The 16277-nt window shown below is 58.5% G+C and carries 13 protein-coding genes; 6 read left to right on the forward strand and 7 right to left on the reverse strand.

Annotation, left to right across the window (positions count from 1 at the left end; all coding sequences use genetic code 11):
- Positions 1-87 precede the first annotated feature (87 nt).
- From yhdP to csrD, 7 genes are all read right to left on the reverse strand, one after another.
- The gene (gene yhdP / locus WFN61_RS16790) at positions 88-3888 is read right to left on the reverse strand and encodes an AsmA2 domain-containing protein YhdP (RefSeq protein ID WP_337038967.1); all 3801 of its coding nucleotides are present in this window, start codon (positions 3886-3888) and stop codon (positions 88-90) included.
- Positions 3889-3946: 58 nt separating this feature from the next.
- The gene (rng, locus tag WFN61_RS16795) at positions 3947-5416 is read right to left on the reverse strand and encodes a ribonuclease G (RefSeq protein ID WP_144817436.1); all 1470 of its coding nucleotides are present in this window, start codon (positions 5414-5416) and stop codon (positions 3947-3949) included.
- Positions 5406-5999 (reverse strand): Maf family protein, encoded by a 594-nt coding sequence (locus WFN61_RS16800; protein ID WP_337038968.1) that lies wholly within the window; start codon positions 5997-5999, stop codon positions 5406-5408. Before WFN61_RS16800 ends, rng begins: the two co-directional genes overlap by 11 nt.
- A 9-nt stretch (positions 6000-6008) precedes the next feature.
- Positions 6009-6497, reverse strand: a complete 489-nt coding sequence (mreD, locus tag WFN61_RS16805; RefSeq protein WP_042390004.1) for a rod shape-determining protein MreD — start codon at positions 6495-6497, stop codon at positions 6009-6011.
- Entirely contained in the window at positions 6497-7492 is a 996-nt protein-coding gene (mreC, locus tag WFN61_RS16810) for a rod shape-determining protein MreC (protein ID WP_144817434.1), read from the reverse strand. The genes mreD and mreC overlap by 1 nt, the downstream gene beginning before the upstream one ends.
- 68 nt (positions 7493-7560) lie before the next feature.
- The gene (mreB, locus tag WFN61_RS16815; protein WP_006818047.1) at positions 7561-8604 is read right to left on the reverse strand and encodes a rod shape-determining protein MreB; all 1044 of its coding nucleotides are present in this window, start codon (positions 8602-8604) and stop codon (positions 7561-7563) included.
- Positions 8605-8909: 305 nt separating this feature from the next.
- Positions 8910-10850, reverse strand: a complete 1941-nt coding sequence (csrD, locus tag WFN61_RS16820; protein WP_337038969.1) for an RNase E specificity factor CsrD — start codon at positions 10848-10850, stop codon at positions 8910-8912.
- A gap of 144 nt (positions 10851-10994) precedes the next feature.
- On the opposite strand from csrD, the gene acuI reads away from it, so the two are divergent.
- The 6 genes from acuI (at position 10995) to accC (ending at position 16215) form a co-directional block, all read left to right on the forward strand.
- On the forward strand, positions 10995-11969 hold the full coding sequence (gene acuI / locus WFN61_RS16825; RefSeq protein ID WP_144817432.1) for an acrylyl-CoA reductase (NADPH): 975 nt from the start codon (positions 10995-10997) through the stop codon (positions 11967-11969).
- A gap of 94 nt (positions 11970-12063) precedes the next feature.
- Positions 12064-13065, forward strand: coding sequence for a protein-methionine-sulfoxide reductase catalytic subunit MsrP (gene msrP, locus WFN61_RS16830; protein WP_312235433.1), 1002 nt, complete (start codon positions 12064-12066; stop codon positions 13063-13065).
- Complete coding sequence (gene msrQ, locus WFN61_RS16835; protein ID WP_144817430.1) at positions 13066-13665, forward strand: protein-methionine-sulfoxide reductase heme-binding subunit MsrQ; 600 nt, start codon at positions 13066-13068, stop codon at positions 13663-13665. It begins immediately after the preceding gene.
- A gap of 245 nt (positions 13666-13910) precedes the next feature.
- Positions 13911-14363, forward strand: a complete 453-nt coding sequence (gene aroQ / locus WFN61_RS16840; protein WP_103821398.1) for a type II 3-dehydroquinate dehydratase — start codon at positions 13911-13913, stop codon at positions 14361-14363.
- A 21-nt stretch (positions 14364-14384) separates the two neighbouring features.
- Positions 14385-14855: an acetyl-CoA carboxylase biotin carboxyl carrier protein gene (accB, locus tag WFN61_RS16845; RefSeq protein WP_042389989.1), complete on the forward strand. Its 471-nt coding sequence runs from the start codon at positions 14385-14387 to the stop codon at positions 14853-14855.
- Positions 14856-14865: 10 nt separating this feature from the next.
- Positions 14866-16215 carry an acetyl-CoA carboxylase biotin carboxylase subunit gene (gene accC, locus WFN61_RS16850; RefSeq protein WP_144817429.1) on the forward strand — a complete coding sequence of 450 codons (1350 nt, stop codon included), beginning with the start codon at positions 14866-14868 and terminating at the stop codon, positions 16213-16215.
- The last annotated feature ends 62 nt before the right edge of the window (positions 16216-16277 follow it).

Genomic DNA, 16277 nt, shown 5'->3' on the forward strand with positions numbered 1-16277 from the left:
TTTGCTACTCTCAGGTTGCCGCGCGTTGCGGTTATAAATTTCACTCTATTGAGAGTGAGGCAATTCGCTCAACTCGTCAAATCATTGCTATTTCGCGGGCGGGGTTCGCGGCTGGCGCAACACTTCGTTGATCTGCGGTTTATCCATCGGGCCGCTGATGTGGTAGCGCAGAATAGAGACCTTGCTCCACAGCGGCCCCAGCACCTTGCTGGCGGCAAACACCGCTGCGCCAACGATCGGGTTAACGGCGAACGCGGCCGCGACGCCAACGGTGGCAGAGATCTCTGGGGCGACGATGGCCTCTACGTCCAGCTCCCGGCGCACCAGATTGACCGATCCCTTCATGGCGATATCCGCCTCAAGGCCGTCCACCAGCGTATCGTCGGTATGCAGAACGCCATCTTTGATCCATGCCGTGCTGCGGATAGAGTCAAAGTAAAAGCCTTCGCTAAAGGTGTCGCTGAAGTCAAAGCGCAGCTTACGCAGCAGGGCGTCAAAGCTCAGCAGACGCAGCAGCTGCCCGGCACGGCCGGTACTGACGTCGGCGATCTGCCCCTTGCCGAGGCGGGTATGCAGCACGCCGTTAAGAGAGGCCACATCCGGCTGCCACGGAGTATCACGCCAGTGGAGATCGTAATCCGCATCGACCGACGCATCACGCATAGGCGTGGTGACGCCAAAGAACTCCGTGGCCGAATCAATCTTATTCGCCCGCAGCTTACCTTTAATGGACGTGCGCTCGGCACCGCTGCGGTTAACCCACTCGCCGCCGGCGGTCAGGCGGGCGAAGCCGCTGTCCACCAGACCGTTGGCCAGGGAGAGCGTATCGCCCTTGATGGTAAAATCACCCTCAATGCGGCCATATTTCTGTCCCCACAGCCAGCACTCGGCGCAGCGCAGCTGAAGATCGGGCCAGCCGCTGAAATCGATCCGCGTCTTGCCGGTCAGCAAAGCTTTTGGCGACAGCGGCTCGCTGGTTACCGGGGTCGGGTTATAGTAGAGATAGCGAATGGCGGCGGTCCAGGGCCTGTTATCCGCCATTGTCAGCGCCGCCGCGATCTCGCGCCCCTGTACGTCGACTTTCGTGCCGCCCGCTACGGACTGCGTCTCAAGGCTGACGTTGTTCCACTGCTGGCCGCCAAGGGTGAGCGCCGGGGTGCGCAGGGTAATTGCCTGCGGGAAAGCCGTAGCGCTGCTGACGTTGCTGGCCACGCCCTGCTGGAATAGCCCCAGCCACTGCGCGCCGTCCAGCGGCGGCAGGTTCAGCTCGACGCCGCTTTGCGCCGGCAGCGGCGGAATGGTCTGGCTCTCTGAGGCCCAGATAGCGCGGTCCAGGGTCAGCTTTTGATTCAGCAGCCAGCGACTATTGAAATGGTTATCGCTGCCCGCAGCCCCGGTCAAATCGAAGCTGCGCAGATTGCCCGTCACGTTCAACTTCACCGGCAGAGACTGGCCTGCTGGTTTATTCAGCGGCGAGGGGAGTCGGCTGGCGAGATTTTTCAGGTCGCCTTTAATATCCACGTTATAGCGTGCACCTGCGTTGTAAGGCAGCTCAATGCCAACCTTGCCGTTCCACGCTACGCTGCCGCTGAGGGCATCGTTGACCTGTTTTGGCAGGACGCCGGTGCGGGCGGGCTGCCAGTTTGCATTCATGTCGATCGCCACCTCGTAGGCCTTTTTGCCTTCGGTGGTGGAGAAGTTGACGTTGAGCGGCTGATTAAACCAGCTGGCGGTCAGCGGCTCGCTCTGCAGGTTGCCGTTCACGAAGCTGAAGTTGCCGTTGAGATTGTGCAAAGTGCTGTTCAGCGGCTTGATAAACAAGCTGTTATCCCGCAGCCTCACCTCGCCTTTGGCCGTGGTGATCTCGCCGTCCAGCGGAATATCGAGATGTAAGCGAGCGCTCACATCGCCATCAAGCTGAAGCTCGTCAAGGGTCGCGCCAAGAGAGTCCTTCAGCGGCGTCTCGTTGAAGTACGGCCCAACCTCTTTGCCCGGACCATTGATGTCAGCATCAATCAGCAGCTTCTCTTCTCGGTAGTCTGGGATCGCCGCCGCCAGGTTGCGCGCCTGCACCCCGCCGAGGCTGACCTCATCGCTCTTCATAAACAGGCCGTCGTTGAGGAAATCCAGCTCGATGTCGAAATTCTTTAGCGCTGGCCAGCCGGGCTGGAAGGCGTACACCGCATTGTGCAGCGGCACCAGCACCTCAAACTGCCCTTCATTGTGCTTGTAAGGGAAGAGATGCGGATTACCGCCGTAGACCAGCGTGGCGTTATCCACCTGGCCGCCCTGAATAGCCCCGCTCAGGTAGTCCACCAGCGCTTTGCCCATCAGGTTTTCCGGGAAATAGCGCCACGCCTGCCCGGCGTCGTTAGTGCTAATCCCAGCGAGGATCCCCAGCCACGGCTCGTCGTGGGTCGGCTTGAGATAGCGGAAATCACCCCGAGCACGCAGGCCAGTGGCCTCAATATCCAGCTGGCGGCCATCCAGCTGGAAGCCATCGCTGTTATTCAGCCAGTTAAGGGTCGCCACCCCTTTTTTGATCTCCAGCGGAGCACGGAACACGGTTTTATAAGGCATGGTGGCCTGGGTCACCTCCGCCGTTAGCCGGCCATCCTCCGCGCTGCCGCTCAGGGTTCCGGCCAGATGCTGGACGCCCGGCAGCATCTTCCACTGCTGCCAGGAGAGATCCTGCCAGCGTGCCTGGAAGCGCGTTTTATCCGTGGCCTGAAGCGGAATATCTAGTGCCAGCTGCTCAATCTGCCCGGCAGGCTGCATCGCTCGCCAGATCTCACCCAGCGCGGGAGAGAATTTTTCAGCAATTGGCAGCAGACCATCCAGGCCGCTAAGCTCAAGGTGATTGGCGCGCACGCGCAGCTCATCGCTACGGGTGTTGTTTACGCCACCTACCGTCTGCTCGGGGATCCACGCCAGGGTCAGCGCCCCCTTCGGCCAGGGTTTATCATCCAGCGTGACGCGGGTAGAGGGGATAGCGAACTGCCAGCCTTGCTCCCCTGTCCGGGTCACGTGCGCCGTCAGATTATCCACGCTCAGACGGTGCGTTTTCGCCTCGCCCTGCCAGCTTGCGCCGCCCTTTTTCAGCAACACATCGCCGCTGGCGATCTCGCCTTTGCTGACGGTCATCCACCCTTCAAGACTAAAGCGGGCGCTATCAAGGGCAACGTTATCCTGCATCCATTTGCCTAACCACGGCTTAACGTCGACGTCATCCGCCTGAAGCCACAGTCGTCCGTTACTGAGCAGGCCGTTGTCGTCCCGCAGATCCATCCGCACCTGCATCACGCCGTGCTGGCCGGTGAGGCTGGAGAGGCTCACCTGCCCCTCGGCCCGGTGGCGTGCGCTGTCGTTAAGCCAGGTAAGCTGAGGGATCGCCAGTTCGGCCCGCTGGCCGGAAGGGGTCAAGAAGCTGATATCGCTGTCGCGCAGATCGAAGTGGTCGAACTGGCGTAGAAAGAGATCGCTGAGACGGTTGCCTTCGATGTCCTGCTGGCTGTCGCCCTGCTGTATTGGGGTATTGGTGTAGACGCGCAGCCGGTAGAAGGTGAGATCGCGAAACTGCCAGCGCAGATGCAGCAGGCTCTGCCAGACGTCCAGGGCCAGGGTAACGCGCTTAACCGAGAATTCACCGCCGTCGCTCAGGCCAGCGCTGATATCGCGCACCTCAACCTGCGGGCCGAAGTTTTGCCAGTTGGCCTCAATGTAGCTGGCGTTGATCGGCATCCCCGTGGCCGCCTCAATCTTTGCCAGCAGCGCCGGACGCCAGGTGTTGAGATGCGGCAGCACAAGACGCAGGCCACTCACCAGCAGCGCGACGATGACAATCAACGTTGCGGCAGTCAGCAGCAGTATCCCAGGCAATCGCCTCACGCATCTCTCCTTGTCAGCCAAAAAACAGGCCTTGCTCGTGTCGCAGCATGCTGCGTAATTACATCATTACCACGTCGAACTGCTCCTGGTTATAGAGCGGCTCAATTTGTACTTTTACCTGTTTGCCAACAAAGATCTCCACTTCTGCCAGCGCATGGGACTCGTCGCTTTTTAGCGCTTCTGCCACTGCAGGAGAAGCATAGACTAAGAATCGATCGGAATCGTAGGCGTGATGCACACGAACGATCTCCCGCATGATCTCATAGCAGACGGTCTCTACCGTTTTGACCGTCCCGCGCCCGTGGCAGGTTGGGCACTCGTTGCAGAGCACGTGTTCCACGCTCTCCCGGGTGCGTTTGCGGGTCATCTCCACCAGGCCAAGCTGGGAGAAGCCGTTGATGCTGGTTTTGACCCGATCCTTGCTCAGCGCCTGCTCCAGGGAGTGCAGCACCCGGCGGCGGTGATCCTCATTACTCATATCGATAAAGTCGATAATGATAATGCCGCCAAGGTTGCGCAGGCGCAGCTGGCGGGCAATGGCCTGGGTCGCTTCAATATTGGTGTTGAAGATAGTGTCGTCGAGATTGCGATGTCCCACAAACGCGCCGGTATTGATATCGACGGTGGTCATCGCTTCGGTCTGATCGATAATCAAGTAGCCGCCGGACTTCAGCTCAACCTTGCGCTCCAGCGCGCGTTGGATCTCATTCTCTACGTCGAAGAGATCGAAGATCGGCTGCCGCCCGCTGTAGTGCTCCAGCTTGCTGGTCATCTCCGGAATGTATTCCGCAGTGAACTCCATCAGGGCGTCAAAGGTCAGGCGCGAGTCGACGCGGATGCGGTCGAGCTGGGCATCGGCAAAGTCGCGCAGCACCCGCTGGGCAAGAGCCAGCTCGCCGTACATCTGGTAGCGGGTCTGGGGACGCTTTTTACGTTCCATCACCTTGGTCCAGACGCGCTTCAGGTAGGCCGCATCCGAGGCGAGATCCTCTTCGCAGACGCCCTCGGCCGCCGTACGGATGATAAAACCGCCCTGCTCGTCGCAGTACTCCGCAACGATCTTTTTCAGCCGCTCGCGCTCGTTTTCGCTTTCAATACGCTGGGAGACGCCCACGTGAGAGGCCCCTGGCATAAAGACCAGGTAGCGCGAGGGTAGCGTAATATCGGTGGTCAGGCGTGCGCCCTTGGTGCCCAACGGATCTTTGACGACCTGCACCATCAGATCCTGACCCTGACGCACCAGCTCGGAGATATCGCGCACGGTGAAGTTTTTCTGCTCTTCGCCGGCGACGCACTCGGTATGGGGCATGATATCGGAGGCGTGGAGGAAAGCCGCCTTATCGAGACCAATATCTACAAAAGCCGCCTGCATGCCCGGCAGGACCCGGCTCACGCGCCCTTTGTAGATATTGCCGACGATACCGCGCCGCGCTTCGCGCTCGATGTGGATCTCCTGCAGGATGCCGCCGTCAATATAGGCGACGCGCGTCTCCGATGGCGTTACGTTCACCAGCAATTCAGCCGTCATGTTTATCCCTTCCCTCACGCAGTGCGTTAAAATCGCTTATCAGTTCGCCGGTCTCTACCAGCGGCAGGCCAACTACAGCATAGTAGCTGCCGTTGATGCGGCGAACAAAGCAGCCGCCCAGCCCCTGGATACCATACGCACCTGCTTTATCCATCGGTTCGCCACTGGCAATGTAGGCCTCTATGTCGTGCTCGGCCAGCGCCTTAAAGGTGACGTCGGTAACCACGAGGCGCTCCAGCACCCGCTGGCTGTCAGCCAGCGCAACGGCGGTCATCACCTGGTGAGTCTGTCCCGAAAGCTGGCGCAGCATTGCAGCAGCATGGTGGGTATCTCTGGGTTTTTCAAGCACTTCACCGTTTACGATGACAATGGTATCGGCTCCCAGCACCGGCAGATCCCGCGCGGCCAGCGTAACGCCAGCCTGGGCTTTCTCCCGCGCCAGGCGCACCACATACTGCTGGGCGCTCTCCTGGGGATGGCGCTGCTCCTCCACGCCCGGAATAATGCGCTCAAAAGAGACGCCGAGCTGGGTGAGCAGCTCCTGACGGCGTGGCGAACCGGAGGCGAGATAGAGATCTGTCATAAATACCTTTTATTGCACCGCAAACTGCTGGCGGATTTTACGCATCAGCAGGAAGAGCCAGGGCCAGAGCACGCCGTCAACAATGCTGCTCCAGAAAACTTCCGGACGGAACGACACGTTGATGACTAAAAACTCGGCCCAGAAAACAATGATATTTGCCGCCAGCGACAGCAGCATCACCACCAGCGCCTGCTGCCAGAGCGCCAGGTTACGGAAAAGCTGATATTTCAGGGCAACCAGGTAAGCGATGATGCTGAGCGACAGCGCGCGGACTCCAAGGGTTGAGCCGCTGATCAGATCCAGTATGGCACCCATCATTAAACCTGTACCGACATTTACGCGGTGCGGCAGGGCGAGGATCCAGTAGAGCAGAATAAGCAGTACCCAGTTTGGCCGGAAAACAAGAATGTTATCCGGCCAGGGCATAATTTGCAGCAACAGCGCAATGAGGAACGAGAGCCAAATGACCCAGCGCCCCTGGCTACGATAGCTGGCCACTATTGCCCCCCGGATGCAGGCTGCGAGGGCGTGTTAAGGCCGGTAGCAGGCTCAGGGACGGGCGCAGGCGGCCCCATGGAGTTGGGCGCAGGCAGCACCTGCGGCATCATCTGCATCAGCCGCTCGTTGGCCACGCGGTGTACCTCTTCCGGGGTCATCGGGTTTGCGCCGTTGCGATCGGCTCCCCACAGCAGCAGCAGGTAGCGTAAACGCTGGAGCCCTGCCATTGGACGCGCCTGGATAACCGTATAGGCGCGCTGGGTGTCAAGCTTCACGGAGGAGACAACGCCAACCGGATACCCTTCCGGGAAACGGCCCCCGAGGCCGGAGGTAACCAGCACGTCGCCGACGCGAATATCGGTATTCGCCGGCAGATGCTCAAGCTGGAGATCGTCGGTACAGCCGTTACCGGCCGCAATCACGCGGATATCGTTACGCAGCACCTGGATTGGCAGCGCATGGGTTGCATCGCAGATCAGCAGCACGCGGCTGGTGAGCTTGGCAACCGCCACCACCTGGCCAACCACGCCTTTATCACTGATCACCGGCTGGCCTTCATAGACGCCGTTCACGCTACCCTTGTCGATCACCACCTGATCGCTGTAGGGATCGTTCACCGTCGAGATGACCTGGGTGACCATTTTTTGCTCATCCTGACGCAGGGGTGAGCCCAGCAGCTCGCGCAGACGCGCGTTCTCCTGTTTGTACTGTCCCAGCATCAGCAGCTCGCTGTTTTTCAGCAGCAGCTCCTGGCGCAGCGCCCGGTTTTCAAGCTCAAGCTGATCGCGCGAGGCTAAGGTTTGCGACACGCTGTCGAGCAGTTCACGGGGACCGTTTGAGACAAAGTAGAAAGGACTGACGGCGGTATCCATGTACGTTCGGATCTGACTGAACGTACCGAGGCGGCTGTCGGCGATAATGACACCAAGCGCAATCAGCACCGCCAGGATCAGGCGAATCTGTAGCGACGGGCCACGGCTAAAAATGGGCTTCATAGGCTATGCGTCTTCTCAGGCCGGATAGATCGGGGGCAACGGCTGCGTTACCCCAGACCTCATGCGGACTACTCTTCGCTGAACAAGTCGCCGCCGTGCATGTCGATCATTTCCAACGCCTTGCCGCCGCCACGGGCTACGCAGGTCAGTGGATCTTCTGCAACCACGACAGGAATGCCTGTCTCTTCCATCAGCAGACGGTCAAGGTTACGCAGCAGCGCACCACCGCCGGTCAGGACCATACCGCGCTCGGAGATATCGGAAGCCAGCTCCGGCGGGCACTGCTCAAGGGCCACCATCACCGCGCTCACGATGCCGGTCAGCGGCTCCTGCAGCGCTTCGAGGATTTCGTTAGAGTTCAGGGTAAAGCCGCGCGGCACGCCCTCGGCCAGGTTACGACCACGGACTTCGATCTCGCGCACTTCATCGCCCGGATAGGCAGAGCCGATTTCGTGTTTGATACGCTCAGCGGTTGCTTCACCGATCAGGGAGCCGTAGTTACGACGCACATAATTAATGATGGCTTCGTCGAAACGGTCGCCGCCGATGCGCACGGAGGAGGAGTAGACCACGCCGTTCAGGGAGATCACCGCCACTTCGGTCGTACCGCCACCGATATCCACCACCATAGAGCCGGTCGCTTCGGACACCGGCAGGCCAGCACCGATTGCCGCCGCCATTGGCTCTTCAATCAGGAAGACCTCACGTGCACCCGCACCCTGCGCGGATTCACGGATAGCGCGACGCTCAACCTGGGTTGCGCCAACTGGCACACAGACCAGTACGCGCGGGCTTGGACGCATGAAGCTGTTGCTGTGCACCTGCTTGATAAAGTGCTGCAGCATCTTTTCCGTGACGAAGAAGTCGGCGATCACGCCGTCTTTCATCGGGCGGATAGCCGCAATATTGCCAGGCGTACGGCCCAGCATCTGCTTAGCTTCATGGCCTACAGCAGCGACGCTCTTCGGAGAACCGGCACGATCCTGACGAATAGCCACCACGGAAGGCTCATTCAATACGATGCCTTGTCCTTTTACATAAATCAGGGTATTCGCAGTACCCAGGTCAATGGACAAGTCATTGGAAAACATGCCACGAAATTTTTTCAACATACTAAGGGATAATCCTGAAAGCTGGGGCGGAAAACAAAATCCGCTTACTTTACCAACCACACGCAGCAGCGACAAGGCGCAAAAATCATCTGCTACGGTGAAAATTAGTGCAGTTCGTTTCCTCTGTTACAAATTGGCCTGACTCCTTCAGGACTCCACGGTATAGCAGCGCTCCTCGCCTCATCATTTTGTAACGCATCAAAGGACGTTCACTGTCTTACGCTATTCGGACCGGCAGGCAGACATGCACACCCCCAGGCGATACAGCGCGCGTTATTCTACGTGAAAACACATTAAACGGCAGGTCAAACCGAGTATCTTTGTGAATATTTTTTCACGCTTGCATCAAGTGGTTCTGATGCGGCAAAGAAATCCCCCTGCCCGCCTGCTACACCACGCTCAATTAGCGTCTGCCATTCGCCTCTGGAGCGAAGACCGGTGGCGAAGACACGGGTCTGCGTGCCTTTGCAGGTCTCAACCAGACTCTGTACCAGCAGCTGGTTCTCGGTGCGCTTCTCAATGTTGCGCACCAGGCTTGGGTGCAGCTTTAACAGCTCGGCGTCCAGCGCCTTGATCCAGCTGGTGCTGACCAGCGTCAGACCTGCCTGAGTAACGGCAACGCGGGCACCTAAAGCATTAATCAGACGTACCACCGGTTGTAACCGACTGATGTGTTGACAAACATCTGCCTCTGCAAGTTCAAAAATAATGCGTTTTCGCTTCGATTTTTCACATTGCATCAGCGTATCCCGCAGCCAGCGCTGGAACCGAGGGCGAATGAGCGACTCCACGGTGATCTGTAAAGCCAGCGTCTCCTGTGGCCAGAAGCCCAGAAACGTCACCAGCCGGGTAATGAGCTGCCGGTCATACTCCTCCGAGAGGCCGAACTGTAACACCATTGGCATATACTCGGCGGAGATCACCTCCTGTTCGCCATCAAAGAGACGGCACATCAGCTCGCGGTGGTGGACGCTGCCGTCGCGGTTGATGGCTGGCTTATGGTACAGGCGCGGCCCGCCCCGGCTAAGCATCTGCTCGATCAGCGTTCGCCAGCGCACGTTGCCGCGCCCCTTCTCCGGCAGGCTGTCATCGTAAACTGCCCAGCTGTTCGCCCCCTGCAACACGGCGGTACGCGTCGCCGCCTCGGCATGCTCCATCACCTGCCTTGTGGTCTGCCCGCTGCGCCAGGCGCAGATGCCGATGTGCATCATATCTTCCCGGTCGAGCATCTTTGACGGCGGCAGAACGTCCACAGACTTCAGCAGCTGCGCGGCGATACTTTCAGACTCTTTAAGCGTGCGGTGGGAGAGCAGCACCGCAAAGTCGCTGCGGTGGTAGCGGGCCAGCAGCGCACCGGGGTAACGCATAATGAAGGTTGAGAGCAGGTTGATTAGAATAAAGAAGTGCTCCTCGGTGGCCGCGGCCCCCCAGCTGTCCCGCAGCAGATCAAAGTCCGGCAGGCGGATCATCATCACCACCCCGTGCGACCCAACCTTCTCCTGATCCTCCAGCAGCGTCGCCAGCTGGTTATCAAAAAAGAGTCGGTTGTTGAGCCCGGTTTTGGTGTCCTGAGCGGCATAGGAGCGGATCAGCGTATCCATACGGCTGCGCTGCTCGCCAGCGAAATGGATCTCGGTCAGCAGTAGATCGAGCGCGCTGCTGGCCCGGGCGGGCCACTCATGGATGCTGCCCCGCACCCGCTGGCCGCGCTCGCCGTTGAGGATCCGGGTGGCCCGGCTCTCCAGCAGCTCCTGGCCCGCCAGCTGACGGCGCTGCCAGCGTACCGCCAGAAAGATAATAATGACCATAAAGCCAACGGCGAACGTCAGCGGTACGGTGGTGATGACCGAGTGAAAGTAGTTGGCCATCGGATCCTGATAAACCAGCAGGATGCTCGTTCCTGGGTTCTTAATCGAGGGGACAAGGCGTTCGCGATGCAGATCGCTGCTGCCTGCGGGACGGTAGCTGCCGCTGCGCACATGATCGAGCAGGATATGCTCCCCCTGCTTTACCACCACGCGCACGATATCAACAGGCACCATCAGCTCATCCAGCTGGACCGCAAGCGCCGAAGGCGGCTGCAAAATCAGCCGCGTGTCGATTACCGCCGCAACCGACTCCACGCGCTCGGCAACTTTCTGCTCAATGGCGCGGTAAAAGCTGAACGAGCACCCCAGAAGCGTGACAAAGATTGCCAGCCCGGTTAGCAGAGTGACAAAAGCCGAGAATTTCGTCGTTAAGCGCATCCGTGTGTTAACTCCGTGGGTTAAGAGCTGACGCCTGTACCGGGTCATCTGGCAATTTATTGCGTTAAATCGGCATAGCGTTTTAATTAGCGAGTATAGTCTTCAGAAATTTTTTGCCAATCATCAAGCAACCGGAGAAGAGATATGCAGGCCTTGATTTTAGAACAGCAGGATGGAAACACGCTCGCCTCGGTGCAGGATATTGCCGATAGCCAGCTGCCGCAAGGTAATGTGACGGTGGATATTGCCTGGTCCAGTCTGAACTATAAGGATGCGCTGGCAATCACCGGCAAGGGTAAAATTATCCGTAACTTTCCGATGATTCCGGGTATCGACTTTGCGGGTACGGTTCATGCCAGCGAGGATCCGCGCTTTCACGTTGGTCAGCAGGTGCTGCTGACCGGCTGGGGCGTTGGGGAGAACCACTGGGGCGGCCTGTCACAGCGGGCTCGGGTCAACGGCGACTGGCTGGTGGCGCTGCCGCAGGGGCTGGACGGCCGTAAGGCGATGATCATCGGCACGGCGGGCTTTACCGCAATGCTCTGCGTGATGGCGCTGGAAGAGGCGGGCATACGTCCTGCCGACGGCGAAATTGTGGTTACCGGCGCCAGTGGCGGCGTGGGCAGCACGGCGGTCGCTCTGCTGCACAAGCTCGGCTACCAGGTCGCGGCGGTCTCTGGTCGGGAAAGCACCCATAACTACCTCAAGGGTCTTGGAGCCAGCCGTATTCTGGGCCGCGACGAGTTTGCCGAGAGCCGCCCGCTGGAGAAACAGCTCTGGGCCGGTGCGGTGGATACCGTAGGCGATAAGGTGCTGGCTAAGGTGCTGGCCCAGATGAACTACGGTGGCTGCGTGGCGGCCTGTGGCCTGGCGGGCGGCTTTGCGCTGCCGACCACCGTGATGCCGTTTATTCTGCGCAACGTGCGTCTGCAGGGCGTTGACTCGGTGATGACACCTGCTGAAAAACGTACCGCCGCGTGGTCGCGTCTGGCACAGGATCTGCCCGAATCGTTCTACGAACAGAGCGCAACGGAAATTAGCCTTGAACAAGCGCCGGAGTTCGCTAACGCGATTATTAACAACCAGGCCCAGGGGCGTACGCTGGTTAAAATTGCCTGACAGGCAATTTTTTATTACAGGCTCGCACTAACGCGACTCCTCCGTCATGCTTATAGTCTTAGTCACTTAGTATGAGACGCTGGCGGAGAGTGTAATGAAGAAGAGAAAGCTGAGGGAAGCGGACGTCACGGCGGAGTCCGTTTTTATGTTACAACGTCGGCAGGTTTTAAAAGCGCTGGGCATTAGCGCGACGGCGATGTCGCTCTCATCAGCTGCCCATGCCGACCTGCTCGACTGGTTTAAAGGCAACGATCGCCCGAAAGCCCCGGCGGGTAAGCCGCTTGAATTCAGCAAGCCTGCCGAGTGGCAAAGCACCCTGCCCCTCACCCCCGAGGATAAGGTTACGGGCTACAACAACTTCTATGAGTTTGGCCTCGACAAAGCCGATCCCGCCGCCAACGCGGGCAGCATGAAAACCGATCCCTGGACGCTGAAGATCGACGGTGAGGTGGCTAAACCGATCACTCTCGATCATGACGATCTGACCCGACGCTTTCCGCTGGAGGAGCGTATCTACCGGATGCGCTGCGTCGAAGCCTGGTCGATGGTGGTGCCGTGGATCGGCTTTCCGCTACACAAGCTTCTCGAACTGGTGCAGCCCACCAGCAACGCAAAATATGTGGCGTTTAAAACGCTCTACGCCCCAGAGCAGATGCCTGGCCAGAAAGACCGCTTTATTGGCGGCGGGCTGGCGTATCCCTACGTAGAGGGCCTGCGTCTCGACGAGGCCATGCACCCGTTGACTATGCTCACGACCGGGGTCTACGGTAAAGCGCTGCCGCCGCAAAACGGTGCGCCGGTGCGTCTGACCGTGCCGTGGAAGTACGGTTTCAAGGGTATTAAGTCGATCGTCAGCATTACGCTGACCCGCGATCGACCGCCGACCACATGGAACCTCTCTGCCCCTAACGAGTACGGCTTTTTCGCTAACGTGAACCCCCACGTCGATCACCCGCGCTGGTCGCAGGCCACGGAGCGGTTTATCGGCTCGGGCGGCATTCTCGACGTCAAGCGCCAGCCGACCCTGCTGTTCAACGGCTATGCCGATGAGGTAGCCTCGCTCTATCGCGGCATGGACCTTCGGGAGAACTTCTAGGTGCGCATCACGGCAAAACAGATCGTCTGGCTCAAGGTAGTCCTGCACCTGGCAGGCCTGCTTCCTCTATTATGGCTCTTCTGGGCAGCCAGCCAGGGCTACTTCAGCGCCGATCCGGCGAAGGATATCCAGCACTTTACCGGCAGAATGGCGCTAAAGTTCCTGCTTGGCTCGCTGCTTATTACCCCCCTGGCGCGCTATGGTAAACAACCCCTGCTGATCCGCACCCGGCGTCTGTTAGGCCTCTGGTGCTTTGCCTGGGCATCGCTGCATCTGGTGAGCTATTCGCTGCTGGAGCTGGGGATCAATAACCTGGCGCTGCTGGGCCAGGAGCTGGTAACCCGCCCCTATCTGACGCTGGGGATCGTCAGCTGGCTGGTTCTGCTGGCGCTGGCGCTGACCTCTACCCAGGCCGCACAGCGCAAACTGGGCCGAAACTGGCAGCGTCTGCATAATTTCGTCTATCTGGTCGCGATCCTCGCCCCCATTCACTATCTGTGGTCGGTCAAGGTACTGTCGCCCCAGCCGCTTATCTACGCCGCCCTCGCCTCTATCCTGCTTGCCTGGCGCTATAAGAAGTTTCGCCAGTGGTGGCGATAGCGCAGCGATCGTACGGTAATGTGTGCGGTTTGCCACAATTCTGATAGCCATTACGCCCGTTTTCCAGCGGGCGTAAGATAATCTTCCCTGATAAGACCAGTATTTAGCTGCCAAATGCTACGAAATCGTTATAATGTGCGACCTTGGTTTTCACGACAGGGCATTTCGTGCGCTGAAAACGTGACAACCATGCAACGAAGGTATATTTTGTTTTTTACCGGAGATTTGCAGGAGATAGCAGCACAATGGCGGACAAGTTGCACATTTTGCTCTTAAACGGCCCCAACCTAAACATGCTGGGTACGCGTGAACCAGACAAGTACGGCACGCTGACGTTAACAGAAATTGTTAACCGTTTAACCGCGGAAGCGGAGGCGCTGAACGTCGGGTTAGAGCATTTACAGTCGAACGCAGAGTACGTCCTACTCGACCGCATTCATCAGGCTAAAGACAATATTGACTATATCCTGATTAATCCGGCCGCGTTTACGCACACCAGCGTAGCGTTGCGCGATGCGCTGCTCGCCGTGGATATCCCGTTTATCGAGATCCACCTGAGCAACGTTCATGCACGCGAACCGTTCCGCCATCACTCTTATCTCTCCGATATCGCTGCTGGCGTCATCTGTGGATTCGGCGCTGACGGCTATTCATACGCATTACAGACGGCGGTTAAACGCCTGTCACAAACACACTAAACAAGAGTACGGAACCCACTCATGGATATTCGTAAGATTAAAAAACTGATCGAGCTGGTTGAAGAATCAGGCATCTCCGAACTGGAAATTTCTGAAGGCGAAGAGTCTGTTCGCATCAGTCGGTCTGCACCGAACGCAGGCTATCCAGTGATGCAGCAGGCCTATGCCGCACCGATGATGCAGCAGCCTGCGCTCTCTAACGCCGTTGCACCGGCCCCCGCTCCGGTAGCCGAAGCACCGGCGGCAGCGCAAATCAGTGGCCACATCGTACGTTCCCCAATGGTCGGGACTTTCTACCGCACCCCTAGCCCGGACGCGAAAGCCTTTATCGAAATTGGCCAGAAAGTGAACGCGGGCGACACCCTGTGCATCGTTGAAGCGATGAAAATGATGAACCAGATCGAAGCCGACAAGTCCGGCGTGGTGAAAGCCATTCTGGTGGAAAGTGGTCAACCGGTTGAATTTGACGAGCCACTGGTCGTTATCGAGTAACGAGGCGCACATGCTGGAAAAAATTGTCATCGCCAACCGTGGCGAGATTGCTCTGCGTATTCTGCGTGCCTGTAAAGAACTGGGCATTAAGACCGTCGCTGTGCACTCCACTGCGGATCGCGATCTAAAACACGTACTTCTGGCGGATGAGACGGTCTGTATTGGCCCGGCTCCGTCCGTAAAAAGCTATCTGAACATCCCGGCTATCATCAGCGCCGCTGAAATCACCGGCGCGATGGCAATCCATCCGGGTTACGGCTTCCTCTCTGAGAACGCCAACTTTGCCGAGCAGGTTGAGCGCTCCGGCTTTGTCTTCATCGGCCCGAAAGCCGACACCATTCGCCTGATGGGTGACAAAGTGTCTGCGATCACCGCGATGAAGAAAGCGGGTGTACCGACGGTACCGGGCTCTGACGGTCCGCTGGGCGAAGACATGGCGGCTAACCGCGCCCATGCCAAACGCATCGGCTACCCGGTGATCATCAAAGCCTCCGGCGGCGGCGGCGGTCGCGGTATGCGCGTCGTGCGCAGCGATGCCGAGCTGGCGCAGTCCATCTCCATGACCAAAGCGGAAGCGAAAGCCGCTTTCAATAACGACATGGTCTACATGGAGAAGTACCTCGAGAACCCACGCCACATCGAAATTCAGGTGCTGGCAGACGGTCAGGGGAACGCTATCTATCTGGCGGAGCGTGACTGCTCTATGCAGCGCCGCCACCAGAAAGTGGTTGAAGAGGCACCGGCACCGGGTATTACCCCAGAGCTGCGCACCTTCATCGGCGACCGCTGCGCGAAAGCGTGCGTGGATATCGGCTACCGCGGGGCGGGTACCTTCGAGTTCCTGTTCGAAAACGGCGAGTTCTACTTCATTGAGATGAACACCCGTATCCAGGTTGAGCATCCGGTTACCGAGATGATCACCGGCGTGGATCTGATCAAAGAGCAGCTGCGTATTGCTGCCGGTCAGCCGCTCTCCATCAAACAGGAAGATGTCGTGGTGAAAGGCCATGCGGTCGAGTGCCGTATCAACGCCGAAGACCCGAACACCTTCCTGCCAAGCCCGGGGAAAATTACCCGTTTCCATGCGCCGGGCGGCTTTGGTGTGCGCTGGGAGTCCCATATCTACGCCGGTTATACCGTACCGCCGTACTATGACTCCATGATCGGTAAGCTGATCTGCTTCGGTGAGAACCGTGACGTGGCGATTGCCCGCATGAAGAACGCCCTGCAGGAGCTGATCATCGACGGTATCAAAACCAACGTTGATCTGCAGACCCGCATTATGAACGACGAGAACTTCCAGCACGGTGGAACCAACATCCACTATCTGGAGAAGAAGCTCGGTCTTCAGGAAAAATAAGCGCGCTTGCCGCATCAAGGGCCGGATCTTCCGGCCCTTTTTTATTTCTGGGGATCGCAAAG

This window comes from Pseudescherichia sp. AS216, assembly GCF_037152055.1.
GTDB lineage: Bacteria > Pseudomonadota > Gammaproteobacteria > Enterobacterales > Enterobacteriaceae > Pseudescherichia.

Bases quoted from the DNA above. Each gene is read 5' to 3' on its own strand.
- WFN61_RS16800 (WP_337038968.1), bottom strand. From the start codon at position 5,999: ATGACAGATCTCTATCTCGCCTCCGGTTCGCCACGCCGTCAGGAGCTG.
- rng (WP_144817436.1), bottom strand. From the start codon at position 5,416: ATGACGGCTGAATTGCTGGTGAACGTAACGCCATCGGAGACGCGCGTC.
- mreC (WP_144817434.1), bottom strand. From the start codon at position 7,492: ATGAAGCCCATTTTTAGCCGTGGCCCGTCGCTACAGATTCGCCTGATC.
- accC (WP_144817429.1), top strand. From the start codon at position 14,866: ATGCTGGAAAAAATTGTCATCGCCAACCGTGGCGAGATTGCTCTGCGT.
- accB (WP_042389989.1), top strand. From the start codon at position 14,385: ATGGATATTCGTAAGATTAAAAAACTGATCGAGCTGGTTGAAGAATCA.
- mreB (WP_006818047.1), bottom strand. From the start codon at position 8,604: ATGTTGAAAAAATTTCGTGGCATGTTTTCCAATGACTTGTCCATTGAC.
- msrP (WP_312235433.1), top strand. From the start codon at position 12,064: ATGAAGAAGAGAAAGCTGAGGGAAGCGGACGTCACGGCGGAGTCCGTT.
- aroQ (WP_103821398.1), top strand. From the start codon at position 13,911: ATGGCGGACAAGTTGCACATTTTGCTCTTAAACGGCCCCAACCTAAAC.
- acuI (WP_144817432.1), top strand. From the start codon at position 10,995: ATGCAGGCCTTGATTTTAGAACAGCAGGATGGAAACACGCTCGCCTCG.
- csrD (WP_337038969.1), bottom strand. From the start codon at position 10,850: ATGCGCTTAACGACGAAATTCTCGGCTTTTGTCACTCTGCTAACCGGG.